At 73.2% G+C, this 22,984-nt stretch carries 27 protein-coding genes; 10 read left to right on the forward strand and 17 right to left on the reverse strand.

All coding sequences use genetic code 11. The annotated features are described in order from the left end of the window. Position 1 precedes the first annotated feature (1 nt). The 11 genes from VKK44_RS24875 to VKK44_RS24925 form a co-directional block, all read right to left on the reverse strand. Positions 2–847: a RecB family exonuclease gene (locus VKK44_RS24875; protein ID WP_343447894.1), complete on the reverse strand. Its 846-nt coding sequence runs from the start codon at positions 845–847 to the stop codon at positions 2–4. A gap of 150 nt (positions 848–997) precedes the next feature. Beyond that, positions 998–1,612 carry a MarC family protein gene (locus VKK44_RS24880; protein ID WP_343443615.1) on the reverse strand — a complete coding sequence of 205 codons (615 nt, stop codon included), beginning with the start codon at positions 1,610–1,612 and terminating at the stop codon, positions 998–1,000. Positions 1,613–1,643: 31 nt separating this feature from the next. Further along, complete coding sequence (locus tag VKK44_RS24885; RefSeq protein WP_343443616.1) at positions 1,644–2,510, reverse strand: PHP domain-containing protein; 867 nt, start codon at positions 2,508–2,510, stop codon at positions 1,644–1,646. A gap of 10 nt (positions 2,511–2,520) precedes the next feature. Next, complete coding sequence (locus VKK44_RS24890; RefSeq protein ID WP_343443617.1) at positions 2,521–3,741, reverse strand: hypothetical protein; 1,221 nt, start codon at positions 3,739–3,741, stop codon at positions 2,521–2,523. Positions 3,742–3,797: 56 nt separating this feature from the next. Continuing rightward, positions 3,798–4,550, reverse strand: a complete 753-nt coding sequence (locus VKK44_RS24895) for a SigE family RNA polymerase sigma factor (protein WP_343443618.1) — start codon at positions 4,548–4,550, stop codon at positions 3,798–3,800. Positions 4,551–4,653: 103 nt separating this feature from the next. Then, a complete protein-coding gene (locus tag VKK44_RS24900) occupies positions 4,654–5,526 on the reverse strand; it encodes a PH domain-containing protein (RefSeq protein WP_343443619.1) in 873 nt (290 codons plus the stop codon). A gap of 6 nt (positions 5,527–5,532) precedes the next feature. Further along, positions 5,533–5,691 carry a hypothetical protein gene (locus VKK44_RS24905; RefSeq protein WP_013283898.1) on the reverse strand — a complete coding sequence of 53 codons (159 nt, stop codon included), beginning with the start codon at positions 5,689–5,691 and terminating at the stop codon, positions 5,533–5,535. A 118-nt stretch (positions 5,692–5,809) separates the two neighbouring features. Next, on the reverse strand, positions 5,810–6,469 hold the full coding sequence (locus VKK44_RS24910) for a DUF6758 family protein (RefSeq protein ID WP_343443620.1): 660 nt from the start codon (positions 6,467–6,469) through the stop codon (positions 5,810–5,812). A gap of 127 nt (positions 6,470–6,596) precedes the next feature. Continuing rightward, positions 6,597–7,223: a TrmH family RNA methyltransferase gene (locus VKK44_RS24915; protein ID WP_343443621.1), complete on the reverse strand. Its 627-nt coding sequence runs from the start codon at positions 7,221–7,223 to the stop codon at positions 6,597–6,599. Between the two features lie 35 nt (positions 7,224–7,258). Next, positions 7,259–7,750, reverse strand: coding sequence for a hypothetical protein (locus VKK44_RS24920; RefSeq protein WP_343443622.1), 492 nt, complete (start codon positions 7,748–7,750; stop codon positions 7,259–7,261). 92 nt (positions 7,751–7,842) lie between these two features. Next, positions 7,843–8,358 (reverse strand): MaoC family dehydratase, encoded by a 516-nt coding sequence (locus tag VKK44_RS24925; protein ID WP_343443623.1) that lies wholly within the window; start codon positions 8,356–8,358, stop codon positions 7,843–7,845. Positions 8,359–8,903: 545 nt separating this feature from the next. Between VKK44_RS24925 and trxA the strand changes: the two genes are divergently transcribed. From trxA to VKK44_RS24940, 3 genes are all read left to right on the forward strand, one after another. Next, positions 8,904–9,266 carry a thioredoxin gene (gene trxA, locus VKK44_RS24930; RefSeq protein ID WP_343443624.1) on the forward strand — a complete coding sequence of 121 codons (363 nt, stop codon included), beginning with the start codon at positions 8,904–8,906 and terminating at the stop codon, positions 9,264–9,266. A gap of 149 nt (positions 9,267–9,415) precedes the next feature. Next, the gene (locus VKK44_RS24935; RefSeq protein ID WP_343443625.1) at positions 9,416–9,856 is read left to right on the forward strand and encodes a hypothetical protein; all 441 of its coding nucleotides are present in this window, start codon (positions 9,416–9,418) and stop codon (positions 9,854–9,856) included. Next, positions 9,853–10,764 carry an HTTM domain-containing protein gene (locus tag VKK44_RS24940; RefSeq protein ID WP_343443626.1) on the forward strand — a complete coding sequence of 304 codons (912 nt, stop codon included), beginning with the start codon at positions 9,853–9,855 and terminating at the stop codon, positions 10,762–10,764. Before VKK44_RS24935 ends, VKK44_RS24940 begins: the two co-directional genes overlap by 4 nt. 49 nt (positions 10,765–10,813) lie before the next feature. On the opposite strand, the gene VKK44_RS24945 is transcribed toward VKK44_RS24940, so the two are convergent. Continuing rightward, the gene (locus VKK44_RS24945; protein WP_343443627.1) at positions 10,814–11,233 is read right to left on the reverse strand and encodes a thiol-disulfide oxidoreductase DCC family protein; all 420 of its coding nucleotides are present in this window, start codon (positions 11,231–11,233) and stop codon (positions 10,814–10,816) included. 91 nt (positions 11,234–11,324) lie between these two features. Here VKK44_RS24945 and VKK44_RS24950 point away from each other — a divergent pair, with 91 nt between their 5' ends. Beyond that, positions 11,325–13,391 (forward strand): intein-containing Rv2578c family radical SAM protein, encoded by a 2,067-nt coding sequence (locus tag VKK44_RS24950; protein WP_343447895.1) that lies wholly within the window; start codon positions 11,325–11,327, stop codon positions 13,389–13,391. A gap of 26 nt (positions 13,392–13,417) precedes the next feature. Beyond that, the gene (locus VKK44_RS24955; RefSeq protein WP_343443628.1) at positions 13,418–13,825 is read left to right on the forward strand and encodes a CoA-binding protein; all 408 of its coding nucleotides are present in this window, start codon (positions 13,418–13,420) and stop codon (positions 13,823–13,825) included. Here VKK44_RS24955 and VKK44_RS24960 read toward each other — a convergent pair. After that, complete coding sequence (locus VKK44_RS24960; protein ID WP_343443629.1) at positions 13,782–14,435, reverse strand: TetR/AcrR family transcriptional regulator; 654 nt, start codon at positions 14,433–14,435, stop codon at positions 13,782–13,784. The two genes, VKK44_RS24955 and VKK44_RS24960, sit on opposite strands and share 44 nt — an antisense overlap. A gap of 92 nt (positions 14,436–14,527) precedes the next feature. Between VKK44_RS24960 and VKK44_RS24965 the strand changes: the two genes are divergently transcribed. Then, on the forward strand, positions 14,528–15,166 hold the full coding sequence (locus tag VKK44_RS24965; protein ID WP_343443630.1) for a hypothetical protein: 639 nt from the start codon (positions 14,528–14,530) through the stop codon (positions 15,164–15,166). A gap of 45 nt (positions 15,167–15,211) precedes the next feature. Here the strand turns inward: VKK44_RS24965 and VKK44_RS24970 are convergent, their stop codons facing one another. Continuing rightward, positions 15,212–16,408, reverse strand: coding sequence for an acyl-CoA dehydrogenase family protein (locus tag VKK44_RS24970; protein ID WP_343443631.1), 1,197 nt, complete (start codon positions 16,406–16,408; stop codon positions 15,212–15,214). A 174-nt stretch (positions 16,409–16,582) separates the two neighbouring features. On the opposite strand from VKK44_RS24970, the gene VKK44_RS24975 reads away from it, so the two are divergent. Then, on the forward strand, positions 16,583–16,987 hold the full coding sequence (locus VKK44_RS24975) for a DUF4190 domain-containing protein (RefSeq protein WP_343443632.1): 405 nt from the start codon (positions 16,583–16,585) through the stop codon (positions 16,985–16,987). A 3-nt stretch (positions 16,988–16,990) separates the two neighbouring features. Here VKK44_RS24975 and VKK44_RS24980 read toward each other — a convergent pair whose 3' ends face one another. Next, a complete protein-coding gene (locus VKK44_RS24980) occupies positions 16,991–17,881 on the reverse strand; it encodes an SDR family NAD(P)-dependent oxidoreductase (protein ID WP_343443633.1) in 891 nt (296 codons plus the stop codon). 116 nt (positions 17,882–17,997) lie between these two features. Here VKK44_RS24980 and VKK44_RS24985 point away from each other — a divergent pair, with 116 nt between their 5' ends. After that, on the forward strand, positions 17,998–18,486 hold the full coding sequence (locus VKK44_RS24985; RefSeq protein WP_343443634.1) for a DUF4190 domain-containing protein: 489 nt from the start codon (positions 17,998–18,000) through the stop codon (positions 18,484–18,486). A 43-nt stretch (positions 18,487–18,529) separates the two neighbouring features. On the opposite strand, the gene VKK44_RS24990 is transcribed toward VKK44_RS24985, so the two are convergent. After that, positions 18,530–19,486: an HpcH/HpaI aldolase/citrate lyase family protein gene (locus VKK44_RS24990; protein WP_343443635.1), complete on the reverse strand. Its 957-nt coding sequence runs from the start codon at positions 19,484–19,486 to the stop codon at positions 18,530–18,532. Between the two features lie 126 nt (positions 19,487–19,612). Here VKK44_RS24990 and VKK44_RS24995 point away from each other — a divergent pair, with 126 nt between their 5' ends. Next, positions 19,613–20,437 carry an SDR family NAD(P)-dependent oxidoreductase gene (locus VKK44_RS24995; RefSeq protein ID WP_343443636.1) on the forward strand — a complete coding sequence of 275 codons (825 nt, stop codon included), beginning with the start codon at positions 19,613–19,615 and terminating at the stop codon, positions 20,435–20,437. 75 nt (positions 20,438–20,512) lie between these two features. Then, a complete protein-coding gene (locus VKK44_RS25000) occupies positions 20,513–20,800 on the forward strand; it encodes a DUF1330 domain-containing protein (RefSeq protein WP_343443637.1) in 288 nt (95 codons plus the stop codon). A 4-nt stretch (positions 20,801–20,804) separates the two neighbouring features. On the opposite strand, the gene VKK44_RS25005 is transcribed toward VKK44_RS25000, so the two are convergent. Further along, positions 20,805–22,958 carry an APC family permease gene (locus tag VKK44_RS25005; protein ID WP_343443638.1) on the reverse strand — a complete coding sequence of 718 codons (2,154 nt, stop codon included), beginning with the start codon at positions 22,956–22,958 and terminating at the stop codon, positions 20,805–20,807. Positions 22,959–22,984 lie beyond the last annotated feature (26 nt).

Below are 22,984 nucleotides of genomic sequence, written 5' to 3' on the forward strand. Positions count from 1 at the left end.
TTCAGCCGGCGTCGGCGGTGGGCTGGGCGGAACGCTCGACGGCCGACCACGGCTCCTTGCCGGGGACCTGGGCGCCGGTGGGGCAGGTGCGCCGGTAGTCGCACCAGCCGCAGCGTGGCCCCGCCTCGGTGGGGAACGCCTCGTCGGGGTCCGTCCCGTCGGCCACCGCCCGTTCGGCGGCCATGATGTCGCGGGCGGTGTGCTCCGCGCGGGTGAGCTGGCGGTCCAGCGACTCCGGGGTGTGCTCGTGCGCGGCGACCGTGCCGGTAGGCAGGTGGTGCAGCTCGACCCGGCGGCACGGCCGCCGGAACACCCGCTCGGCCGCGTACGCGTAGAGCGCGAGCGCCTGCGAGCCGCGCGCGTCGTCGGCGTCGAGCCCGGTGCGGCCGGTCTTGTAGTCGACGATGACCAGCTCGGGCCGCCCGTCGGGGCCGGGGCGGGAGTCGATGCGGTCGGTGCGGCCGTTGAAGGCGAGCACCGCGGTCTTCACCGCCACCACCCGCTCCACGCCGACCGGCTCGTCGGCCGGGTCGAGGCCCGCCACGTAGGACTCCAGCCAGGTCAGCGCCCGCCGGAACGCGTCGCGTTCCTGCTCGTCGTCGCGGTAGCCCTCGCGCACCCAGGTGCCCTTGAGCAGCGTGCCGAGCACCTCGGGGCGGCGGCGGTCGGGAGCCAACGCATACCAGTTCTTCAGCGCGGTGTGGACGCTGGCGCCGAGCGAGTTGTGCGCCCAGGGCGGCCCCTTCGGCGGGGCGGGCCGGTCGACGTAGGCGTAGCGGTAGCGCCGGGGGCAGTCGGCGTAGGCGCCGAGCTTGCTGGGCGTGCAGACGAAGAGCCGTTCCGGCATGCCCTCGAAGCCGAGCTGCTCGGCCTGCTCGGCGCGGGGCCGGGGCGCCCGGCCGCCGGTGGGTCGGCTGCTCGACGCGGAGCGGCCGGTCGATGAGGATCGTCGCACACCGCAGATCCTGCCACCCGGGTCCGACAGCGGACGACAGGCTCAGGCGTTGTTGACGTACTCGGTCACGAACGCGGCGATCGCGTCGGCGATGAGCTGCACCGCGATGGCGGCCAGCAGCAGGCCGGCGATCCGGGTGAGCACCTCGATGCCGCCCGGACGGAGCACCTTGACGATCCCGCCGGAGAAGCGCAGCACCACCCAGACCGCGACCATCACCGCGACGATGGCCAGCGCGATGGCGACGTAGTCGGTGACGCCGCCGGCCTGCTGCACGAACAGCATGGTGGCCACGATCGCGCCCGGCCCGGCCAGCAGCGGGGTGCCCAGCGGCACCAGCGCGATGTTGGAGGTGACCTGCTGGCTCGGGTCGTCCGCCTTGCCGGTCAGCAGCTCCAACGCGACGAGTATCAGCAGCAGCCCGCCGGCGGCCTGCAACGCGGGCAGGTCGACGTGCAGGTAGGCCAGGATCGTCTGCCCCGCCACCGCGAAGATCACGATGACCCCGAGCGCCAGCGCCACGGCCTGCCAGGCGGCCCGGTTGCGGTCGCGGGCGGGCAGCGGCCCGGTGAGCGCGAGGAAGATGGGCATCATTCCGGGCGGGTCGACGATCACCAGCAGGGTCACGAAGACCTCGCCGAAGAGCTTGAGATCCACGCGGACACGGTAGCCGTGCCGCCGGAACGCTTCAGCCTGAAGCGACCGGGGTCACCCCCCGGGCCAGCGCGACGATCCGCTCGTACGCCTCGGGGGCGGTGGTGTACGCGCCGAGCCGGACCGTCTTGTGCGTGCCGTGGAAGTCCGACGCGCCGGTGACCAGCAGCCCCAGCTCGGCGGCGAGCCGGCGGACGTGCTCCCGTTCGGCCAGGCTGTGGTCCTCGTGGTCGGCCTCCAGGCCGGCCAGTCCGGCCGCCGCCAACGCCGCGATCAGCTCGTCGGGCACGATCCGGCCGCGCCGACTGGCCCTCGGATGGGCGAAGACGGGCACCCCGCCGGCGGCCCGGACCAGCGCGACCGCCCGGAACACGTCGATGTCGTCCTTGGGCAGCCGGTACCGCTCCCCCAGCCAGTCCCTGCCGAACGCCTCGGTGGTGGTGGCGACCAGGCCGGCCCGGATCAGCGCCTGTGCGATGTGCGGTCGGCCGACCGTTCCGCCAGCCGCCCCGGCCAGGATCTCCGACCAGCTCACCGGGATGCCGTCGGCCTGGAGCAGCCGGACGATCCGCTCGCCGCGTTCCTCGCGGGCCCGCCGGACCCGGGCCAGTTCGGCGGCCAGCTCCGGCTCGGCCGGGTCGAAGAGGTACGCGAGCAGGTGCAGCGGGACCGCCGGCTTGATGCCGGACCAGCGGCAGGACAGTTCCGCGCCGCGGATCAGGGTGAGGCCGGGCGGCAGGGCGGCGACGGCCGGCGCCCAGCCCGCCGTGGTGTCGTGGTCGGTCAGGGCCACCACGTCGAGCCCGGCGTCGGCGGCGGCCCGGACCAGCCCGGCCGGGCCGAGTGTGCCGTCGCTCGCGGTGGAGTGGGTGTGCAGGTCGATGCGGGCGGGAACGGTCACCGGCCCGACGCTACGCCCCGTCGGGCAGCGCGGGGGTGTCGGTCACCACCACCGGCCGTTGCCCCGGCGCCATCCCGTCGATCGTGGACGGGGTCGGTCGCTCGCCGGCCAGCACCCGCTCCGGCTTGACCCGGACCAGCCCGCCGGCGGCGTCCACGTGCAGCGCGACGCCGGCCCGGGTCCAGGCCACCGGGCCGGCCAGCAGCGGGCCGGCCGGGTGGGCCGCCGGCGTGGCGGCCGGGTCGGCGAGGTCGATCAGCAGGGCGGTCCGGCCGGTGCCGTTCACCAGCAGCCAGCGCCCGTCCGGCGAGACGCCGCCGAGCCCGTCGTCGGCCAGTTCGGCGACGCAGCCGGTCCGGGTCGGGGTGAGACCGCGGGCCGGGTCGAGCAGCCCCACGCAGGACCGCCGCGCCGGCTCTGCGGTGACGAGGCCGACGAGCCGACCGTCCGGGCGGGTGCCGTAGACGACCCGGACGTTCGGGTTCGGGGTGCCCGGCACGCCGCCCATCGCCCGCCGCCAGACGCTCATGCCACCCCGGCCGGGCTGGGTGATCAGCACGTCGTCGCCGGTGAAGCCGACCGGCACGACGCCGGTCGGCGCGGTCACCCGGCTGGGCGCGATGAGCTGGCCGGCGACCACCCCGGCGGCGACCACGTCCGTGCCGTCCCGCCAGGCCACCTGTCGGCCGTCCGCCGAGACCGCGACCGCGTCCGCGGCGGCGAGCATCACCTGCGGCGCGCCCCCGTCGGCCGACACCCACCACAGGGTACGGCCGGCGGCGGTGGCCGCCGAGGTGAGCAGCCAGCCCTCCCCGTCGTGGATCCGCTGCGCCCGTTCGACGCCGTCCACCCCGCTCAGCTCCCGGCGCTGGCCGCCACTGGTGTCGAGCTGGCCACCGACGAGCAGGTCGAGTTCGGCGCGGACCGGGCCCGGCCGGTACACCGGGGTGGGCGCGGTCGGCATCGGGGACACGGAGAACGCGGGTGGGTCGCCGAGCACCACGGTCGGCGTGCCGCCGCGCCCGTCCGGCCCGCTGAGCTGCGCCATGCCGGTGGTGACCAGCACCGTCGCCACGCCGGCCAGCGCCAGGCCGGTGAGCGTCCGGCGGCGCGCGGTGCGGCGGGCCCGGCGCAGCACCTCCCCCGCCGGATCGGCGCGGCGCGGCGCGGGCGTGGCGACCTGGCGGGAGAACGTCTCCCGCAGCACCCGTTCCAGCTCGTCCTCGCCCACGGGGAGTGGACGCTCCGGGCTGCCGGTTCGGTTGTCACCGGGTGACCGGACGCCGCTCATCGCGTCTCCGCCGGGATCGGGGCGGCGGGGCGGACCGGGGCCGGCACGGTCGTCGCCGGTGGCGTGGCCGGGCGTGGCGCGGGGGCGGCGGGCTGCCGCGTCGACCCGACCGGGAGGCGGGACGCCGGTGGCGTGGCGGGCTGCCGTGCCGGCGCCGCGCGCCCGACCCGCGGACCGGCCGGGGCCGGCGGGACCCGGGGGGTCGCGGGGGCCGGGGCGGGCGCGGGGGCCGACTCGCCCGGCAGGCCCAGGGCGGCCTCCGAGCCGAGGCGGCGGCGCAGCGTGTTCAACGCCCGGGAGGTCTGACTCTTGACCGTGCCCGGGGAGATCTCCAGCAGGGCGGCCGTCTGCGCCTCCGACAGGTCTTCGTAGAAACGGAGCACCAGCACGGCCCGCTGGCGGGCGGGCAACGCCTGGAGGTGCCGCCAGAGCGCGTCCCGGTCGAGCTGGTGTTCGATCTCGTCGACGCCGGCCCGCTCGGGCAGCACCTCGGTCGGCCGTTCACCGTGCCAGCGGCGACGCCACCAACTGGTCGACGTGTTGACCAGGACCCGGCGGGCGTACGGCTCGATGGCGTCGATCCCGCCGAGCCGCTTCCAGGCCAGGTAGGTCTTGGTCAGCGCGGTCTGGAGCAGGTCCTCGGCGGTCGCCCAGTCACCGGCCAGCAGATACGCGGTGCGCAGCAGGGCGCCGGACCGGGCCGCGACGAACTCGCGGAACTCCTCCTCCAGCGGATCCCTGCTCGCCACACCCACCTCCGCGCCCCCGTCCTGCCTGGCAGGCTCCCACGACCGAGCGGGTCGGGTCGACGGCGAAAGGTGCGCAGTCCTTGAGATGTTCGGACGAAAAGTTTCAGGCGCCGTCGTCGGCCTTGGCCTCGTCGGCCTCCTTGCCCAACCGCGCCTCGACGGCCTGCGGCTCGTACATCTCCTCCACCACGCGCAGGTAGAGCTCGTTCGGGTTGGGCAGGTTCTTGACCTCGCGGAGCGCCTGCTCCTGGCCCGCCGACTCCAGCACGAACGTGCCGTAGTTGAGGGCCCGGCCGGTGGGGGTCTGTTCGTACTTCATGTCGGTGACCCGGACCAGCGGCATCATCGCGACCCGGCGGGTGATGATGCCGTTGACCACCATCACCCGCTTGTTGGTCAGGATGAACCGGTCGTACCACCAGTCGGCGACCCGCCAGGCGACCCAGCCCATCACCGCGAACCAGAGCAGCACCGCGATGGTGGTCAGCGCGCCGACGTCCCGCCCGGCGAGGAAGCCGGAGAGGTAGCCGAGCACGAACGTGGCCGCGATGCCGACGATGATCGGCGTGCTGAGGTGGATCCAGTGCCGCTTCCACTCGCCCCGGTAGCGCTCGGTGGGGAAGAGGTAGCGCGCGACCAGCGAGCTGGGCTCGTCCTCCAACGGCAGCACCCGGCGCGGGGCCATGCCGGAGGCGTCGACCCGGAGACCGGCCAGCTCCTCCTCGGAGATCGGCTGTTCCGGGTAGCCCTCCGGGTCACGCGCCCAGGCGCGACCGGAGCGCCCCTCACCGGCGAAGCCGGGTCCGTCGCCGAATGCGGCATCGTCCGAGAGGGAGGGGCCGGCCCCGTAGCCGGGACCGGCGCCGTAGCCGGGACCGTCGTCCGGGTCGATCCGGGGGATCGGCTCGGTGTCGCGCTCCCGGCGTGCCCGGTCGGGATCGTCCGGGTCGAAGGGGGGACCGGAAGGGCTTCCCATGGCCGGCTAGGCGACCAGGTTGGTGAAGAAATCACCGAAGCCCTGCGCGATGTCCATGATGCCGCCACCGAGAGACTTGAACACGTCGGCTGCCGAGTTGGGTCGGTAGGCGACGAAGAAGATCAAGAATGCGATGCCGGCCCAGGTGAGGACCTTCTTGACCATAGCGGGCCATCCTCTCGCGCGGAGCCGGGTCCATGTACCGCAGCGGCACCCAGAGTATCAGCATGGTGTCTTACCGTGAATATCTGCGTCCGTTCCCCGACTCGCCGGTGCCGGCCGGTCAGGCCTGCCCGTGCAGGTACGGGGACGGTGCGCCGTACACGAGCTCGGGCGGTGTCCACTCGGTGAGGTCGTGCAGGACGACTTCTTCCGCGAGGAGGTAACCCGCGCTCGCCGGCCAGGCTATCGCATGGAGCCACATTCCCCGAGCCTCTCCGGCGTACGCGCTTCGATCCGTTTCGGACCGGACGAGCCACAGTGGAGTGGGATGGCCCGCCACCCGGATCTTCGCGTGCGGCACACGCTCCGGGTGACCAGGGCCGGGATCGGTCAGCGCCTCCTCGACCTGGGGGCCGGGATCGGGTCCGGGCAGTCCCGCGAAGCGGGAACCCAGACCGACACCCGGCTCCTCGGCGACGAAGATCAGGTCGGCCGGTCCACCGTCGAGCGGGGCCGGGCCGGCGCAGGCGACCACCGTGGCCCGGATGCCGGCCCGGTCGTCGCCCGCCCAGGCCACGCCGGTCAGCGTCCAACCCGGTGGGAGCGGCCAGGGGCACCAGAGCGGCACGCCGGGCCGGTCGGGCGTGTCGCCGTCGGCGGCCACCCGCTCGACCACGCTCGCCATGATCTCGGCGCCGATGTGCTCCGGCACGTGCAGGGGCGGGACCGGGCCGCAGCGCAGGCACCGGGACTCGCCGTGCATCAGGTCCGGCTCGCGCACCGGGCCCGCGCATCTCGGACAACTCACCGCGACAGTCACGCCTTCACCGTCCCGCCGGGGCGGCGAGCCGTCAAGCGGGGCGGGCCGACGAACGTGGGATTTCCGCCCGGCGCCACACCCACCGACGTCAGCCGGGCGGCGGCGGGCCGGCGTACGACCGGACCCAGGCGTGCATGGCGATGCCGCTGGCCACCCCCGCGTTGATCGACCGGGTCGAGCCGTACTGGGCGATCGAGAACAGCGCGTCGCAGGCCGCCCGGGCCACCGGCGACAGCCCCGGTCCCTCCTGGCCGAAGAGCAGCACGCAGCGGCGGGGCAGGACGGCGGTCTCCAGCGGCCGGGAGCCGGGCAGGTTGTCGATGCCGACCACCGGCAGCCGTTCCCCGGCCGCCCACGCGACGAACTCCTCGATCGTCGGATGGTGCCGGACGTGCTGGTAGCGGTCGGTCACCATGGCGCCCCGGCGGTTCCACCGCCGATGCCCGACGATGTGCACCTCGGCGGCGAGGAACGCGTTGGCGTTGCGGACCACGGTGCCGATGTTGAAGTCGTGCTGCCAGTTCTCGATCGCCACGTGGAAGTCGTGCCGCCGCAGGTCCAGGTCGGCCACCACCGCCTCGCGCCGCCAGTAGCGGTAGCGGTCCACCACGTTGCGCCGGTCGCCGGCGGCGAGCAGCTCCGGGTCGAGTCGCGGGTCGTCCGGCGGGTCACCGGTCCACGGCCCCACCCCCACGGTGAGCTGGTCGTCGGTCACGGTTGCCGAGGGTACGCACCCGGCCGCGCGCGCCGTCAGCGCAGGTCGAGCGCGCCGGCCAGCCGGTCCAGGAAACGCCTGTCGGCGGGGCCGGGCGACGTCCCGCCGGCCCGGCACACCCGGGCGGCCACCGACTCCACCCACTGCCGGTACGCGGCGGAGTCGGCCGGATCGGCCCGGCGGCGCAGCACGCGTACCGCGGCCCGGGCGGCGGCGAGCAGGTCGACCAGGTCGGTGAGGCGCTCGCCCCGGTCGGCGGCGCCGTCGTGGCGCGCGTAGATGGCGGTGACCACCGCACGGATCAGATCACTGTCGAAGGCGCGGCCGGCGGCCACCGCGTCCAGGCCGGCCAGGCCGGCGGCGATCCCTCGCGGCGGGCGGCCGGGGCCGGGCGAGGCGGCGGCGACGAGGACCCGGCCGGGCAGTTCGGTCAGCAGGTCCCACTCCGCCGCCGAGTAGACGGCGGTGGTGAGCGGTGCGGCGCGGCGACCGGCAGAGGGCGGCTCTCCGGCGACGGAGTGGCTCATGGGGACCTCCAGCCCGAGCATATGCCCCGCCAGGAGGGTCCGGGCCCCGTCCCGGCGGAACGGGAACGGGACCCGGTCGGCGGGCGGCCGGCTCAGCGCGGCTCGGGGAAGCTCGGGCGCTCCGGGTCGACGCCGTCCGGCACGGCGGCGACGGCGTACTCCCGCTTCGGGACCATGACCTTGCGGCGGAAGACGCAGACCAGCGTGCCGTCCTGGTTGTAGCCGCGGGTCTCCACCGCGACCACGCCACGGTCGGGCTTCGAGGCCGACTCACGCTTGTCCAGCACCGTGGTCTCGCCGTAGATCGTGTCGCCGTGGAAGGTCGGGGCGACGTGCCGCAGGGACTCGATCTCCAGGTTGGCGATCGCCTTGCCGCTGACGTCGGGCACCGACATGCCGAGCAGCAGCGAGTAGACGTAGTTGCCGACCACCACGTTGCGCTTGAACTGGGAGGCGGACTCCGCGTAGTGCGCGTCCAGGTGGAGTGGGTGGTGGTTCATGGTCAGCAGGCAGAAGAGGTGGTCGTCGTACTCGGTGACGGTCTTGCCCGGCCAGTGCCGGTAGACCGCGCCGACCTCGAACTCCTCGTAGTAGCGGCCGAACTGCATCCTGGTCCCTTCGACGGGCGGCGATGGAGTTCGGCACAGCATGCCTTACCGCTGGTTAAGGCGAGGGGCGGGGCGCTCGCGCGGCGGAAATGTCACACCGGGCGCCACCTGGGAGGAGACGCAATGAGCGGCGGGGCCCTCCCCGGCACCCGCCGCCCACGCTCTGATGTGAAAGATTCTGCCGTACGGGGACCCGGTCCGACAGAGACCGGCGTCACATTTATCTTTTCGTAACAATACTCAGAGTCATCGAAGGGCCCTCCCTAAGCGATCTCCGCAGGCCGGATCACCGCTCTTCAGCACGCAAGTTACCGACTCGTAGCAAGAACGGAGCGTGATCTCCTTGGAAACGCTCCCATCACGTGCCGTCACGCAAATGCGTCCTGCACTTGCGATCCGCACGATCAAGCGAACAGATAGAGTTCGATGTAGCGGAGGTCACCTGCGGGGTGGTCGGCGTTTCGTCGCGCAGGTCACGGGAATTCCCACGGATCGACCTTGGTTCCACCGGACGTACGGCAATCCGCGGTGATCGGAGAGAGCACATGGCAACGGTTGAGCTGACCACGGCCAACTTCGACGAGGTGACCAGCCGGGACGGCATCGTCCTGCTCGACTTCTGGGCGGACTGGTGCGGTCCGTGCAAGCGCTTCGCACCCGTCTACGAGCGCTCCTCGGAGAAGCACCCGGAGATCGTCTTCGGCAAGGTCGACACCGAGGCGCAGCAGGAGCTGGGGGCCAAGTTCAACATCAGCTCCATCCCGACCGTGATGGCGATCCGCGACGGCGTCATCGTGTTCGCCCAGCCGGGCGCGCTGCCGGAGTCGGCACTGGAGAACCTCATCGAGCAGGTCGAGCAGCTGGACATGGACGACGTCCGCAAGAAGCTGTCCGAGCACAAGCACTGAGCACGCAACGCCTTCCGCCGCCGGCCGGGCCCGTCCACGGGGCCCGGCCGGCGGCGTCTCGCGTACCGGGTGACCGGCGGGACGGGCAGCGGGAAATGGCCGACTGAGGGACAGTTGCGGACGGTTCACTCCCGTATCGTCACGACCTGATGGAGACCTTGACCGCGCGCGGGCGTGCCGTCCGGCTCGGCGCCACCCTGCTCGGAATGGCGCTGCTCCTGCTCGGCACCGTGCACGGCACGGACGACGACTTCCCGTTCGGGCCGTTCCGGATGTACTCCACCTCCGACCCGCCGGACACGCCGGCCCCCGACACCCGGGTCGAGGGCGTCGACGAGACCGGCGCGGTGGTGCCGCTCGGCCAGGACGCCACCGGCATCCGCCGCGCCGAGATCGAGGGCCAGCAGGGCCGCTACGCCGCCGATACCAGCCTGCTGCGCACCGTCGCCGAGGCGTACGCGGAACGCCACCCCGGAGCGCCGGCGCTGGTGGAGGTGCGCATCGTGATCCGCCTGCACGACATCCGGGGCGGGCGCCCGACCGGCGAGTGGACCGACCGCACGGCCGTACGCTGGGACACCGCCGGATGACCGGCTGGCTCACCGAGGCGGTGCCGCGCGGCCGGGTCGCCGCGTTCCGCACCCTCGTCTACCTCTTCGTCGCCGCCGACCTGGTCGTCTTCACCCCCTGGGTACGCACCCGTGTCGACGTGCCCGGCGACCTCTACCAGCCGCTGCTCGTCGGCCGGCTGCTGCCGCTGCCCACGCCCACCCCGGCCCTGGTCGGCGTGGTCTTCTGGGTGCTGCTGGTCGCCGCGCTGCTCGCCGCGACCGGTCGGGCGCCGCGACTGCTCGGCTGGACGGTCTTCGCGCTCTACCTCGAGTGGATGATCGTGGCGATGAGCTACGGCAAGGTCGACCACGACCGGTTCGGGCTCCTGGTGGCGCTGGCCGCGCTGCCCACCGCCGGCCGGGCCCGGCACGGTGACGCGACCCGCACCGAGGCGGGCGGCTGGGCACTGCGGGTCACCCAGATCGCGGTCATCTGCACCTACTTCCTCGCCGCCTGGGCCAAGTTCCGCTTCGGCGGCCTCGACTGGGCGACCGGCTCGGTGCTGGCGCGGGCGATCATCCGCCGCGGCACCGACCTCGCCGACCTGATCGCGCAGGTGCCGCACCTGCTGATCGTGGCCCAGTTCGGCATCCTGGCGTTCGAGCTGCTCAGCCCGCTGGTGTTCGTGCTGCCCGCGCGGTGGCGGACGGCCATGGTGGGCTTCTTCTACTCGTTCCACCTGGTGACCTTCGCGACCATCACCATCTCGTTCGCCCCGCACCTGGTGGCGATGACCGCGTTCCTCCCGCTGGAGAAGGTCCGCCCGGTGTTCCTGGCCCGCCGCCTGCTCCACCGTCCCGCATCTCCCCCGCCGTCCGCACCGCCCGCCACGGTGATCAAGGACTTCGCGCCACCGCAGAGATCGACGCCGACACAAACCCCTTGATCACGCCACGCTGGCGGCCGAGGGCCGGGGTGGGGGTGGGGGTGGGTGGTTAGGGGGTGGGGTTGGGGCGGTTGGTGGGGCCGTAGAGGCGGTCGCGGGTCTCCTGCGGGAGCGCGCACGCGGCGGTGCCGCCGGGCAGCCGGTGCCGGTTGCGGGCCACCCAGCGGTACGCGGGCCAGGCGGCGGCGCGCACCGGGGGCAGACGCAGCCCGCCACCGGCGACGCGCCAGAGCGGCCCGCTGTCGCCGAGCAGCCGGGCGATGGCGTCCGGCCCGGCGGCCCGGGAGCCGTCGGCGCCCACCCACTGCACCGCCTCCTCGCACTCGGCCTCCGTCAGGCCCAGTGCCGCCAGGTCGGCGAACTGCCACGGGACCACCCGGGCCCCGGTCGGGATCCGACGTTCGATGAACTGCGCGCAGCGGGTGCAGAACGCGCAGTCGCCGTCGTACACGAAGGTCGACGTCTCCATGCGTCCATCCTGCACCCGCACCGATCACGACGGTACGCGGTGTCCGGCGCGTCACTTGCGCTTCGTTCGTACACATGTTCGAATGAACGCCATGCGCTGGGACAACCTCTCCGCTCCCCCGGACGAGGGGACTCCTGACCGGGCAGCGCCAGCGGCTCCACCCCTGCCGCTGGCGCTGCCCCACGCGGTCGTCCGCACGTTCGACACCCCCGACTTCGCCGGCATGACGTTCTACGAGGTGCAGGCCAAGTCGATCATCAACCGGGTGCCCGGTCAGTCGCGCGTGCCGTTCGAGTGGACCGTCAACCCCTACCGTGGCTGTTCCCACGCCTGCACCTACTGCCTGGCCGGCGACACGCCGATCCTGATGGCGGACGGGCGCACCCGGCCGATCAGCGAGCTGACGCCCGGCGACCGGATCTACGGCACCCAGCGGCGCGGCGCCTACCGGCACTACGTCGTCACCACCGTGCTCGACACGTGGTCGACGGTGAAGCGGGCCTACCGGGTCACCCTGGCCGACGGCACCACGTTGGTGGCCAGCGGCGACCATCGGTTCCTCACCGAACGCGGCTGGAAGCACGTCACCGGCGGTATGCGAGGCGGCGGGCGCCGCCCGCACCTCACCACCCGCAACCGCCTGCTCGGCACCGGTCGGTTCGCGGTCCCGCCGAAGCGTTCCGCCGACTACCACCGGGGTTACCTGCACGCGCTGGTCCGCGACGCCGACCGGCGGCGGCTGCCGCTCGACGAGGCGGAGGCCGACGGCCCGCGCCTCCGCTTCCGGCTGCGCACCGTCGAGGCGGAGGCGCTGGAGCGGGCCGAGCGGTTCCTCGCCGACGCCGGGGTGGGCGTCGAGCGGATGACCAGGCGGCCCGCCGGTCGGTTGACGACCCTGCGCACGGTGGGGCCGGTCCGGGCCGGGGTCGTCGCCGCGCTGGTCCGACCACCCGACGACCCGACCGACGACTGGCGGCACGGCTTCCTGGCCGGCATGTTCGACGCCGCCGGCAGCTGCCGCCGGGGCGTGTTCCGGATCGGCGTCACCGACGACGAGAGCCGGCGCCACGCGGTCGAGGCGCTCGAACGGTTCGCCTTCCGGTGGGCGCTCGACGATCCGGGCAACCGCAGCGGAAGTTTCCAGATCCGGCTGACCGGTGGCCTGCCGGAGCGGCTGCGCTTCTTCCACCTGACCGATCCGGCGGTCACCGGCCGTCGCTCGATCGAGGGCGCGGCGCTCAAGTGCGCGGCGCGGCTCCAGGTGACATCCGTCGAGGATCTGGGGCTGGAGCTGCCGCTGTGGGACATCACCACCGGCACCGGCGACTTCATCGCCAACGGGGTGGTCAGCCACAACTGCTTCGCCCGCAACACCCACACCTACCTCGACCTGGACGCCGGGGCCGACTTCGACCGCAAGGTGATCGTCAAGGCCAACGCCGGCGAGCTGGTCCGGCGCGAGCTGGCCGCCCCACGCTGGCGGGGCGCGCACGTCGCCATGGGCACCAACGTGGACTGCTACCAGCGGGCCGAGGGGCGCTACCGCCTGATGCCGCCGATCCTGGAGGCGCTACGCGACTTCGCCAACCCGTTCTCGATCCTGACCAAGGGCACCCTGCTGCTGCGCGACCTGCCCCTGTTGCGGCAGGCCGCCGAGGTGACCCGGGTCGGGCTGTCCTATTCGGTGGGTTTCGTGGACGAGGCGCTCTGGCGCCTGGCCGAGCCGGGCACGCCGAGCCCGCGCCGCCGGCTGGACGCGGTCCGCCGGCTCACCGACGCCGGCTTCCCGGTCGGCGTGCTGATGGCCCCGATCCTGCCGGGCCTCAGCGACCACGAGGAGTCGATCGACGCCACCGTGTCGGCGATCGCGGCGGCCGGGGCCGTCGACGTGACGCCGCTGCCGCTGCACCTGCGCCCCGGCGCCCGGGAGTGGTACGCACGCTGGCTGGCCCGCGAGTTCCCCCACCTGGTGCCCCGCTACCGGCAGCTCTACCAGGCCGGGGCGTACGCGCCGCAGGCGTACCAGCGGGAGGTGACGGCGCGGGTCCGGATGGCGGCACGCCGGCACGGGCTGCACCGGGGCGAGGTCGGCGACAACCGCCGGCTGCCCGACACCGCACCGCCGGCGTCGACCGCCGAACAGCTCTCCCTGCTGTGAGCGGGCCGGCGGGTTAGTCTCGGTGAATGCGTTCCGCCCAGCAGCTCCTCGCCGACTCCGCCGTGATCGCCGTCGTCGGGGCCTCCCGCGACCCGGGCAAGGCCGCGCACCGGGTGCCGCTGGAGATGCAGCGGCACGGGTGGCGGATCATCCCGGTGAACCCGACGGTGGACGAGTTGTTCGGCGAGAAGGCGTACCCGACGCTTGCCGACATCCCGCACCCGGTCGACCTGGTGGACGTGTTCCGCCCGGCGGGGGACGCGGTCGAGGTGGTCCGGCAGGCGGTGGCGATCGGCGCGCCGGCGGTCTGGTTGCAGCTCGGAATCCTCTCGGCCGAGGCGCGCCGGATCGCCGAGGCGGCCGGCATCGACTACGTCGAGGACAGGTGCCTCATCGTGGAGCGGGCTGCGGCCGGCCTGACCCGGCGCGGCTGACCGCATCGGCCGGCGGTTCGGCCCCGAAGAGCAGGTCGAGCTGGGCGTCGAGCGCGGCCAGCGCGGTCTCCGGGGGGTAGTGGCCGCCGAGCACGTGGATGCCGAGCCCCTCCATCACGGCGAGCAGGCCGACCGCGGCCGGTTCCGGGTCGACCCGGCCGTCCGCGGCGAGCGGTGACCGGGCGAGCTGACCGGCGACGAACGCCCGCAGCGCGGCGGTGTCGTCGTGCAGCGCAGCGGCCACGGCCGGCCGGACGGCGGTGTAGGCGAGGAAGGCCAGGGCCACCCGGCCGTCCGCCCGCCGTTCCTCGTCTAGCGGCAGCAGTTCGGTCAGCATGGCCCGGAGCAACGCCCGGGGTGGCGGCGTCACGCCGAGCGCCTCGACCGCCTGACGGACCCGGGTCTCGTTGCGCTCGCTCACCACGGCGAGCGCGAAGACCATCATCTCGTCCCGGGTACGGAAGTAGTGCTGCACCATCCCGGTGCTGACCTGGGCCGCGGCGGCCACTTGTCGCAGGCTGACCGCCTCCAGCCCCTGCTCGGCCGCGACCCGCATCAACGCGTCCGCGATCAGCGCCCGGCGCTCCCGGTGGTCCACCCGCTTCGGCATCCCCCCATGTTTTCACAATACAACTGCATTGACACGTAGGCCGGGTCGCCTTTACCTTGCAACTGTATTGCAAAAAGGGAGGAGGGCTGACGATGAGGCTGATCCGACGGGTGGTGGCGTACGAGTGGGGCATGTGGCGCAGCCTGGCCCGGTGGGTGCTGCGCCGCCCCTACCCGGTGGCGCCCGACGCGACGACGTTCGCCTACGTCGGCGGCGTACAGCCGATCCTGCTGGCCTTCCTCGTCATGTCCGCGATCGAGATTCCGATCCTGGACGTGATCCTGCGGCACACCGTCGACTCGCCGACGATCCGGCACGCCGCCGTCGGGCTCGGCGTCTGGGGTCTGCTGTGGATGTTCGGGCTGATGGCCAGCCTCCGGATCCACCCGCACGTGGTCGACGGCGACGGCCTGCGGGTGCGCAACGGTGTCTCGCTCGACGTCACGATCCCGTGGGCCGCCGTCGCCGACGTGGCGGTCCGCCGCCGGTCGCTGCCGTCCAGCCGGGCGGTCCGGTACGACGAGGACGACCCCACGGTGCTCATCTTCGGCGTCGGCAGCCAGACGGCGATCGACCTGGTGTTGCGGGAACCGCTGTCGGTGCTGCTGCCGAGCGGGCCGAGCACCCCGGTCCGGGAGATCCGAATGTACGCGGACGACCCGGCCGCGCTTGTCGAGCACGCCCGCCGACACCTTGCCGCCGACCCCGTCACACGCCGGCCGAAGCGTTGAGAGGGGGCCCTTCTCCACCGGAAACGATAAGAGGGGGCCCGTCCTTCAAAGCTTGTACTCCTTGAGCAGGCCACGGGAGATGATGGTCTTCTGGATCTCCGAGGTGCCCTCGCCGATGAGCAGGAACGGGGCCTCGCGCATCAGGCGCTCGATCTCGTACTCCTTGGAGTAGCCGTAGCCGCCGTGGATGCGGAACGCCTCCTGGACCACCTCGGCGCAGTACTCCGAGGCGAGCAGCTTGGCCATGCCGGCCTCGACGTCGTTGCGCTGGCCGGCGTCCTTGAGCCGGGCCGCGTTGACCATGAGCGCGTGCGCGGCCTCGATCTTCGTGCCCATCTCGGCGAGCTTGAACGCGATCGCCTGGTGCCGGGCGAGCGGCTGGCCGAACGTCTTGCGCTGCTGGGCGTACGCGACGGCCAACTCGAACGCGCGGATCGAGATGCCACAGGCGCGGGCCGCCACGTTGACGCGGCCGACCTCGATGCCGTCCATCATCTGGTAGAAGCCGCGACCGACCTTCTCCTCGCCGCCGAGCACGGCGGAGGCGGGCACGGTGACGCCGTCGAGCACCATCTCGGTGGTCTCGACGCCCTTGTAGCCCATCTTGTCGATCTTGCCGGGGATGGTCAGGCCGGGCGCGGTCTCACCGAAGCCGGGCTCCTTCTCCAGCAGGAACGTGCTCATGTTGCCGTAGACCGAGTCGGCCCCGGTGTCCGTCCTGACCAGGGTGGCCACCACCGACGAGTACGCGCCGTTGGTCAGCCACATCTTCTGGCCGTTGAGCACGTAGGTGTCGCCGTCGCGGACCGCCCTCGACTTGATCGCCGACACGTCCGAGCCGCACTCCGGCTCGGACATCGAGAACGCGCCGCGCACCTCGCCGGTGGCCATCCGCGGCAGCAGGCGGGCCTTCTGGTCCGCGGACCCGTGCTGCGAGATCAGGTACGCCACGATGAAGTGCGTGTTGACGATGCCGGAGATCGACATCCAGCCCCGGGACAGCTCCTCGACCACCAGGGCGTAGGTCAGCAGGGACTCGCCGAGGCCGCCGTACTCCTCGTCGATGGTGAGGCCGAACAGCCCCATCTCGCGCATCCCGTCGAGGATGTCGGTGGGGTACTCGTCGGCGTGCTCCAGCCGCTGGGCGTGCGGAACGATCTCCTTGTCGGCGAACTCCCGGACCGTTTCCAGGATCGACCGCTGCACGTCGGTCAGGCCGGGCGTCTGGGCGAGTCGGGCCATCTCAGCCTCCGGGGTCGGCGCATTACTCATGGGTAACTGAACGCTCGGTCAGTATCGGCCCCGCAACCGGCCGCGCCAAGGTGACCAGTCCACACAACCGCTGTGAAAAGGTTCACCGCTGCGGGTAGCGTCCGCAAGAGAGAGGGCGGTTGACCTGCTACCGAGGGGGCCGGCGTGACCGACGAGCAGCCACCGTCGCCGTACGAGCCACCGGACCGCGGCCAGCCGTACGGGCAACAACCGCCGTACGGGCACCAACCGCAGTGGGGGCAGCAGCCGCCGTACGCCCCGCAGCCGCCCTACGGCCAGTACGGCCCGCCCGGTGAGGGCCCGCGCCCGCGCGGCGGCCCCAACGTGCTCGCCATCCTGTCGCTGGTCTTCGCGTTCGTCTTCGCGCCCGCCGGCATCGTCTGCGGCCACCTGGCCAAGCGGCAGATCCGGCAGACCGGCGAGGAGGGCGACCAGCTCGCCACCTGGGGGTTGATCCTCAGCTACGTCTTCACCGCGCTCGGCCTGCTGGCCTGCTGCGGCTGGATCGGGCTGGCGATCTGGGCCAACGCGGACAACAACGGCTACTGACGCTCAGCGGAACTGCGCCTCCCGCACGCTGTTGCCGCCGTCGACCACCAGCATCTGCCCGGTGATGTACGACGCGGCCGGCGAGCAGAGGAACGCGATCGCGGCGGCCACCTCGTCCGGCAGGCCGGGACGACCCACCGGCGTGCCGAGCCCCTGCTTGATCTCGGCCATGGTGGACGCGGCGGTGTGGATGATGCCCGGCGCCACCGCATTCACGGTCACCCCGTCGGCGATCATCTCCATCGCCAGCGCCCGGGTCAGCCCCACCACGCCGGCCTTGGCCGCCGCGTAGCCCGCCTCGGTGGGCAACGCGTTGACCGGCCCGGCGGTGGCGGCCAGGTTGACGATCCGCCCCCAGCCGCGTTCGGACATTCCGTTGATGAACGCGCGGCTGCACAGGAACGCGGTGGTCAGGTTGCGGTCGATCTCGCCGCGCCACTCGTCGTAGGTCAACTGGGCCACCGGCCGCAGCACCTCCGGGCTGGCCCGGCTGGCCAGGCCCGCGTTGTTGACCAGCACCTCGACGTCGCCGAGCTGCTCGGCCACCGCGTCGGCGAGCGCGCCCACCTCCGACTCGTCGGTGAGGTCGGCGACGAAGCCGGTCACGCCCAGCTCTTCGGCACGGTCGTGGATGCGCCGGGTGGTCGACACGATCGCCACCCGGGCGCCCAGGTCGGCCAGCCGGCGCGCGGTCGCGTACCCGATGCCGTCCGCGCTGCCCGCGCCGGTCACCAACGCGACCCGGCCGTCCAGCCGCATGGTGGCCGGCTCCGGGAGCGGCGCGGCCCGTTCCTGGTCGTCGGCGCCCGCCGGCTCCCCGGCGCGCGGGCGGCGCACCGACCCCGGCCGGCTCGTGTCCCGTCGCGACCGACCCCCACGCGCGTCAAGTGCCATGTCGAGGATCCTGCCCGCTGTGGACCTTCCGGGCAACGCGGCACCCGGAAAGGGGGTGCTCCGGGTTTCCCGGTGGTGGCTACCCTGACCCGGACCACGTACCTGGAGATGATCAGATGAGCTATCCCCCACCGCCCGGTGGCTGGCACGACCCCTCGGCCGGGCCGCAGTCGAGCCCACCTGTCGACCCCTACGCGCCCGAGGATCCGTACGCGGTCGGGAAGTCGCCCTACGCGCCCCCGCCCGGCGACCCGTACGCGGCGGCCGGCTACCCGCCGGCCGGGTATCCGCCGCCCGGGACGTACCCGCCGCCCGGCGCGTACCCCGGCTACGCGCCGGCGAGCCGGACGAACACGCTGGCCATCGTGGCGCTGGTGCTCTCGCTGGTGGGCTTCACCTCCTGCATCACCGCGCCGATCGGCGCGATCATGGGGCACGTGGCCCAGCGGCAGATCCGGGAGACCGGTGAACAGGGCGAGGGCATGGCGAAGGCGGCCATCATCGTCGGCTGGATCCTCACCGCCCTGCTGGTCGCCGGCATCATCTTCTACATCGTGATGATCGCGATCGCCATCAACGCGGACAGCTCCAGCAGCAGCTACTGAGGCGACCGGGCCGCCCTTCGGCGCGGGGCGGCCCGGCGCGCGGTCACGCCGAGGGCGGGGTGAACGAGGAGGTACGCGTCATCCCGGCGGCCCGGCCCTTGGCGGCGATCACCAGCGCCATCTTGCGGGACGCCTCGTCGATCATCTCGTCGCCGAGCATCACCGCGCCCAGCTTCCCGCCCGCCTCGGACGTGTAGTAGTCGTACGCGTCGAGGATCAGCTCGGCGTGGTCGTAGTCGGCCTGCGCCGGCGAGTAGACCTCGTTCGCGGCGTCGATCTGGCCCGGGTGCAGCACCCACTTGCCGTCGAAGCCCAGCGCGGCCGAGCGCTTCGCCACCTCGCGGAACGCGTCGGTGTCGCGGATCTGGAGGAACGGGCCGTCGATGGCCTGCTTGTCGTGCATCCGGGCGGCCATCAGGATGCGCATCAGGATGTAGTGGTAGGGATCGCCCGGGTAGTCCGGGATCAGCGCGCCGACCACCAGCGACTTCATGTTGATCGAGGCCATGAAGTCGGCCGGGCCGAAGATGATCGTCTCGACCCGGGGCGAGGCGGCGGCGATGGCGTCCACGTTGACCAGCCCGGCGGCGTTCTCGATCTGCGCCTCGATGCCGATCCGGCCGACCTCCAGGCCGAGCGTCTTCTCGATCTGGGTGAGCAGCAGGTCCAGCCAGTGCACCTGCTCGGCGTTCTGCGCCTTCGGCAGCATGATGCAGTCCAGGTTCGCCCCGGCGCCCTCGACCACCTCGATGACGTCCCGGTAGGTCCACGGCGTGGTCAGGTCGTTCACCCGGACCACGCGGGTCTTGCCGGCCCAGTCCCCCTCGTTCAGCGCGGCCACGATGTTCTTGCGCGCGTCCGGCTTGGCCAGCGGGGCGACCGCGTCCTCCAGATCCAGGAAGACCTGGTCGGCGGGGAGGCCCTGGGCCTTGCCGAGCATCTTGACGCTGGACCCGGGTACCGCCAGGCAGGACCGGCGGGGGCGACCGACAGCGACCATGGATGCGCTCCTATCAGCGTCCGGCGGCAGCACGCCGACGCGGCGGTGGATGTCGAGAACTTAACGATCCCAAAGGGCAGGGCTACGTCACGGTAACCTCGTGCCGTGACCGGGGTGAATGGACCTGTGGAAGATCTCACTGAGCGTCGGATCGTGGTGCTGACCGGCGCCAGTTCGGGCATCGGGCTGGCCGCCGCCGTCGCGCTGGCCCGCCGCGGTGACCAGGTGGTGCTGGTCGGCCGGGACCCGGCCCGGCTGCGCGCCGCCGGGGAGCGGGTGCGCGAGTCCAGCGGCGAGCAGCCGGAGCTGTTCCGCTCCGACTTCGCCGTGCTCGACGACGTACGCGGGCTCGCCGAGCGGCTGCGCGCGAACTACGACCGGATCGACGTGCTGGCCAACAACGCCGGCGCGATCGTGCTCGAACCGGTCACCACGGTCGACGGGTTCGAGCTGAGCATGCAGGCCAACCACCTCGCCCCGTTCCTGCTCAGCAACCTGCTGGCCGACCGGGTGCGCCGGATGGTGGTGACCGCCTCCAACGCGCACCGCAGCGGCGTGCTCGACCCGGACGACCTCAACGCCGCGCTGCGCCACTACCGGCCGTTCCGCGCGTACGGCACCAGCAAGCAGGCGAACATCCTGTTCACCGCCGAGGCGGCCCGCCGCTGGCCGCGGGTGCGGGCGTACGCGTTCCACCCCGGCGTGGTCAGCACCCGGTTCGGCAACGAGAGCCGGGTGGTGGCGCTCGGCATGCGGCTGCTGCCGTTCCGCACCCCGGAGAAGGGCGCGGAAACGCTTGTCTGGCTCGCCGGCCAGGACCCGTCCCGGCTGACCGACGGCGGTTACTACGCCGACCGCCGGCCGCACCGGCCGCGCCCCAAGGCGGCCGACCCGGCGCTGGCGGCCCGGCTCTGGACGGCCAGCGTCGAGGCCGTCGGCCTCGCCGGCTGAGGGACCCCGCTTCGGTCGGCCGGCCGGGACGCTGAGGGACGCCGCGACGGCCGGCCGGCTGGGACACTCGACGCCATGACGACGGGGAACGAGGTCCTGCTGGTCGCGCTGGTCGACCTGAGCGCCGACGCCGACGCCGGCCGGCGCTACGAGGACGCGGTGCTGGCGCTGCTCGGCCGGCACGGCGGCCGGCTGGAGCGACGGTTGCGCACCGGGGACGGGGAGACCGAGGTGCACGTGATCCGGTTCGCCGCCCGCGACGGGCTCGACGCGTTCCTGGTCGACCCGGAGCGCGCCGCGTTGCGGGCCGTGCTGGGCGACGCCGCCCCCAGCACGCGCGTGCTGGAGGTCCACGACGTCTGAGGCGTCACTGCGACACGTGCACCGGGACGCTCGTCACCACCACGCCGGGCAGCGCCCGCAGCGCGGCGCGCAGCCGCTGCTCGGCGCGGCTGTGCAGCAACCGGTGCCGACGCCGGCGCAGCACCACCTCCGGCACGATCACGGTGAGCGTCAGCTCCGGGCGCGCGGCGTGCAGCGCCTCCAGGTAGTGCGCCAGCGGCCCGATCACCGACCGGTACGGCGACACGATCGTCTCCAGCCGCAGGTGGTCGCCCCAGGCCCGCCACTGGTCCCGGAACCGGTCCGCCTCGGGCTCCTCCGGCGCGATGTGCACGGCCAGCGTCGGCCGGCCCAGCGAGGCCGCGTACGCCAGCGCCCGCAGCGACGCCCGGTTCAGCCGGGCCACCGGCACGATGACCAGGTGGCGTACCTGCTGTGGCAGTTCCTCGCCCTCGGCGGACCCGGCCGGGCCCGGCGGCCCGGCGGACGGGGGCGGATGCAGCGCCAGCGCGCGGTGCAGCGTGGCGTAGTGCCGGTGGATCCGGCGGAACAGCAGCACCAGCAGCGGCACCGCGACCACCACCACCCAGGCGCCCTCGGCGAACTTGGCGACCGCGGCGGTCACCAGCACCAGCCCGGAGAGCGTCGCGCCGACGGCGTTCACCGCGAGCCGGCGACGCCAGCCCCGCCCGCGCCGGCGTCGCCAGTGCACCACCATCCCGGCCTGCGACAGCGTGAACGCGAGGAAGACGCCGACCGCGTAGAGCGGGATCAGCGTCTGGGTGTGCCCACCGAACGCGACGAAGACCGCCACCGCGGCGAGCGCGAGCGCGACCAGCCCGTTGCTGAACGCCAGCCGGTCACCCATGTGCAGGAAGCGGCGCGGCGCGTGACCGTCCCGGGCCATGAAGAACAACAGCCGGGGGAAGTCGTTGAACGCGGTGTTCGCGGCCAGCAGCAGGATCAGCGCGGTGGTGGCCTGGAGGATCGCGTACCCGGGGCCGGTGGGGAACGTGACGCGGCCGAGTTGGGACAGCAACGTCTCGTCCCCCCGGGGCACCAGGCCGTCGAGGTGGATCAGCCCGACCAGACCGGCGAAGAGCGTGACCAGCATGGCGACCATCCAGCCCAGCGTGGTGCGGGCGTTGCGCCACTCCGTCGGGCGGAACGCGGGCACCGCGTTGGAGACCGCCTCGATGCCGGTCATCGACACCGCGCCGGAGGAGAAGGCGCGCAGGACCAGCAGCAGCCCCAGCCCCTCCGCGGCCGGCACCGCCGGCGGCGGCACCGGCGCGAAGCCCCGCGCCGCGGCCTTCGCGTAGCCGACCGCCAGCACCGCGAGGACCACCACCACGAACGCGTACGTGGGCAGTACGAAGATGTTGCCGGCGGTGCGTACGCCGCGCAGGTTGCCGGCGAGCAGTACGGCGATCACCAGCACCCCGAGCGGCACGGTCCACCTGGTGAACGCCGGCAGCGCCGAGGTGACCGCGTGCACGCCGGCGGCCACCGACACCGACACGGTCAGCACGTAGTCGAGCATCAGCCCGGCCGCGGCGGCCAGTCCCGCCGTACGCCCGAGGTTGTCCCCGGCCACGATGTACGACCCGGCGCCGTGCGGATAGGCCGGGATGGTCTGCCGGTAGGAGAGCCCGACCGCGACCATCAGCACCGCCAGCAGCGCGGCCAGCGGCAGCGCCAGCCCGAGCGCGGCGCCGCCGGCCAGCACCAGCACGGCGAGCATCGCCTCCGGCCCGTACGCGACGGAGCTGAGCAGGTCCGAGGAGAGCACCGGCAGCGCGACCAGCTTGCGCATCCGCTCGTAGAGCACCGAGCTGCTGGCCAGCGGCGGGCCGATCAGGGTCCGGCGCAGCCGGGTGGCCGCCCGGCCGGCCCGGTTGCCGGGCAGGTACGCCGGCCCGGTGGCGACCACCTCGTCCGGCTGCGCCACGGTGAACAGGTCGATCGGGGCCAACCGCCCGAACCGGGTGGGCCGGGGCCGGCGCCCGCGCCGGCCGAGCGTCGGGTCGACGGGCAGGTCGCCGGCCTCGCGGGGGACGTGCCAGCGCGTGCCGATCCGGCCGAGCGCGGCCCGCTCCTCGGTGCCGAGCGGCGGGAACTCGGCCGACGGCGTGACCACGGTGCCCGGCTCCTCCGCGCCGTCCCGCTCTGCCTCCACTCCCGCACTGTCGTGCACGCCGGCCC

The organism is Micromonospora sp. DSM 45708 (assembly GCF_039566955.1).
In the GTDB taxonomy this organism is placed as follows: Bacteria; Actinomycetota; Actinomycetes; order Mycobacteriales; family Micromonosporaceae; genus Micromonospora.

What these genes read in the sequence shown, in the direction of transcription:
- VKK44_RS24875 (WP_343447894.1), bottom strand. Translation starts at nt 847, where the DNA reads ATGCCGGAACGGCTCTTCGTCTGCACGCCCAGCAAGCTCGGCGCCTAC.
- VKK44_RS24900 (WP_343443619.1), bottom strand. Translation starts at nt 5,526, where the DNA reads ATGGGAAGCCCTTCCGGTCCCCCCTTCGACCCGGACGATCCCGACCGG.
- VKK44_RS24905 (WP_013283898.1), bottom strand. Translation starts at nt 5,691, where the DNA reads ATGGTCAAGAAGGTCCTCACCTGGGCCGGCATCGCATTCTTGATCTTC.
- VKK44_RS24920 (WP_343443622.1), bottom strand. Translation starts at nt 7,750, where the DNA reads ATGAGCCACTCCGTCGCCGGAGAGCCGCCCTCTGCCGGTCGCCGCGCC.
- VKK44_RS24925 (WP_343443623.1), bottom strand. Translation starts at nt 8,358, where the DNA reads ATGCAGTTCGGCCGCTACTACGAGGAGTTCGAGGTCGGCGCGGTCTAC.
- trxA (WP_343443624.1), top strand. Translation starts at nt 8,904, where the DNA reads ATGGCAACGGTTGAGCTGACCACGGCCAACTTCGACGAGGTGACCAGC.
- VKK44_RS24935 (WP_343443625.1), top strand. Translation starts at nt 9,416, where the DNA reads ATGGAGACCTTGACCGCGCGCGGGCGTGCCGTCCGGCTCGGCGCCACC.
- VKK44_RS24940 (WP_343443626.1), top strand. Translation starts at nt 9,853, where the DNA reads ATGACCGGCTGGCTCACCGAGGCGGTGCCGCGCGGCCGGGTCGCCGCG.
- VKK44_RS24945 (WP_343443627.1), bottom strand. Translation starts at nt 11,233, where the DNA reads ATGGAGACGTCGACCTTCGTGTACGACGGCGACTGCGCGTTCTGCACC.
- VKK44_RS24950 (WP_343447895.1), top strand. Translation starts at nt 11,325, where the DNA reads ATGCGCTGGGACAACCTCTCCGCTCCCCCGGACGAGGGGACTCCTGAC.
- VKK44_RS24955 (WP_343443628.1), top strand. Translation starts at nt 13,418, where the DNA reads ATGCGTTCCGCCCAGCAGCTCCTCGCCGACTCCGCCGTGATCGCCGTC.
- VKK44_RS24960 (WP_343443629.1), bottom strand. Translation starts at nt 14,435, where the DNA reads ATGCCGAAGCGGGTGGACCACCGGGAGCGCCGGGCGCTGATCGCGGAC.
- VKK44_RS24965 (WP_343443630.1), top strand. Translation starts at nt 14,528, where the DNA reads ATGAGGCTGATCCGACGGGTGGTGGCGTACGAGTGGGGCATGTGGCGC.
- VKK44_RS24970 (WP_343443631.1), bottom strand. Translation starts at nt 16,408, where the DNA reads ATGGCCCGACTCGCCCAGACGCCCGGCCTGACCGACGTGCAGCGGTCG.
- VKK44_RS24980 (WP_343443633.1), bottom strand. Translation starts at nt 17,881, where the DNA reads ATGGCACTTGACGCGCGTGGGGGTCGGTCGCGACGGGACACGAGCCGG.
- VKK44_RS24985 (WP_343443634.1), top strand. Translation starts at nt 17,998, where the DNA reads ATGAGCTATCCCCCACCGCCCGGTGGCTGGCACGACCCCTCGGCCGGG.
- VKK44_RS24990 (WP_343443635.1), bottom strand. Translation starts at nt 19,486, where the DNA reads ATGGTCGCTGTCGGTCGCCCCCGCCGGTCCTGCCTGGCGGTACCCGGG.
- VKK44_RS25000 (WP_343443637.1), top strand. Translation starts at nt 20,513, where the DNA reads ATGACGACGGGGAACGAGGTCCTGCTGGTCGCGCTGGTCGACCTGAGC.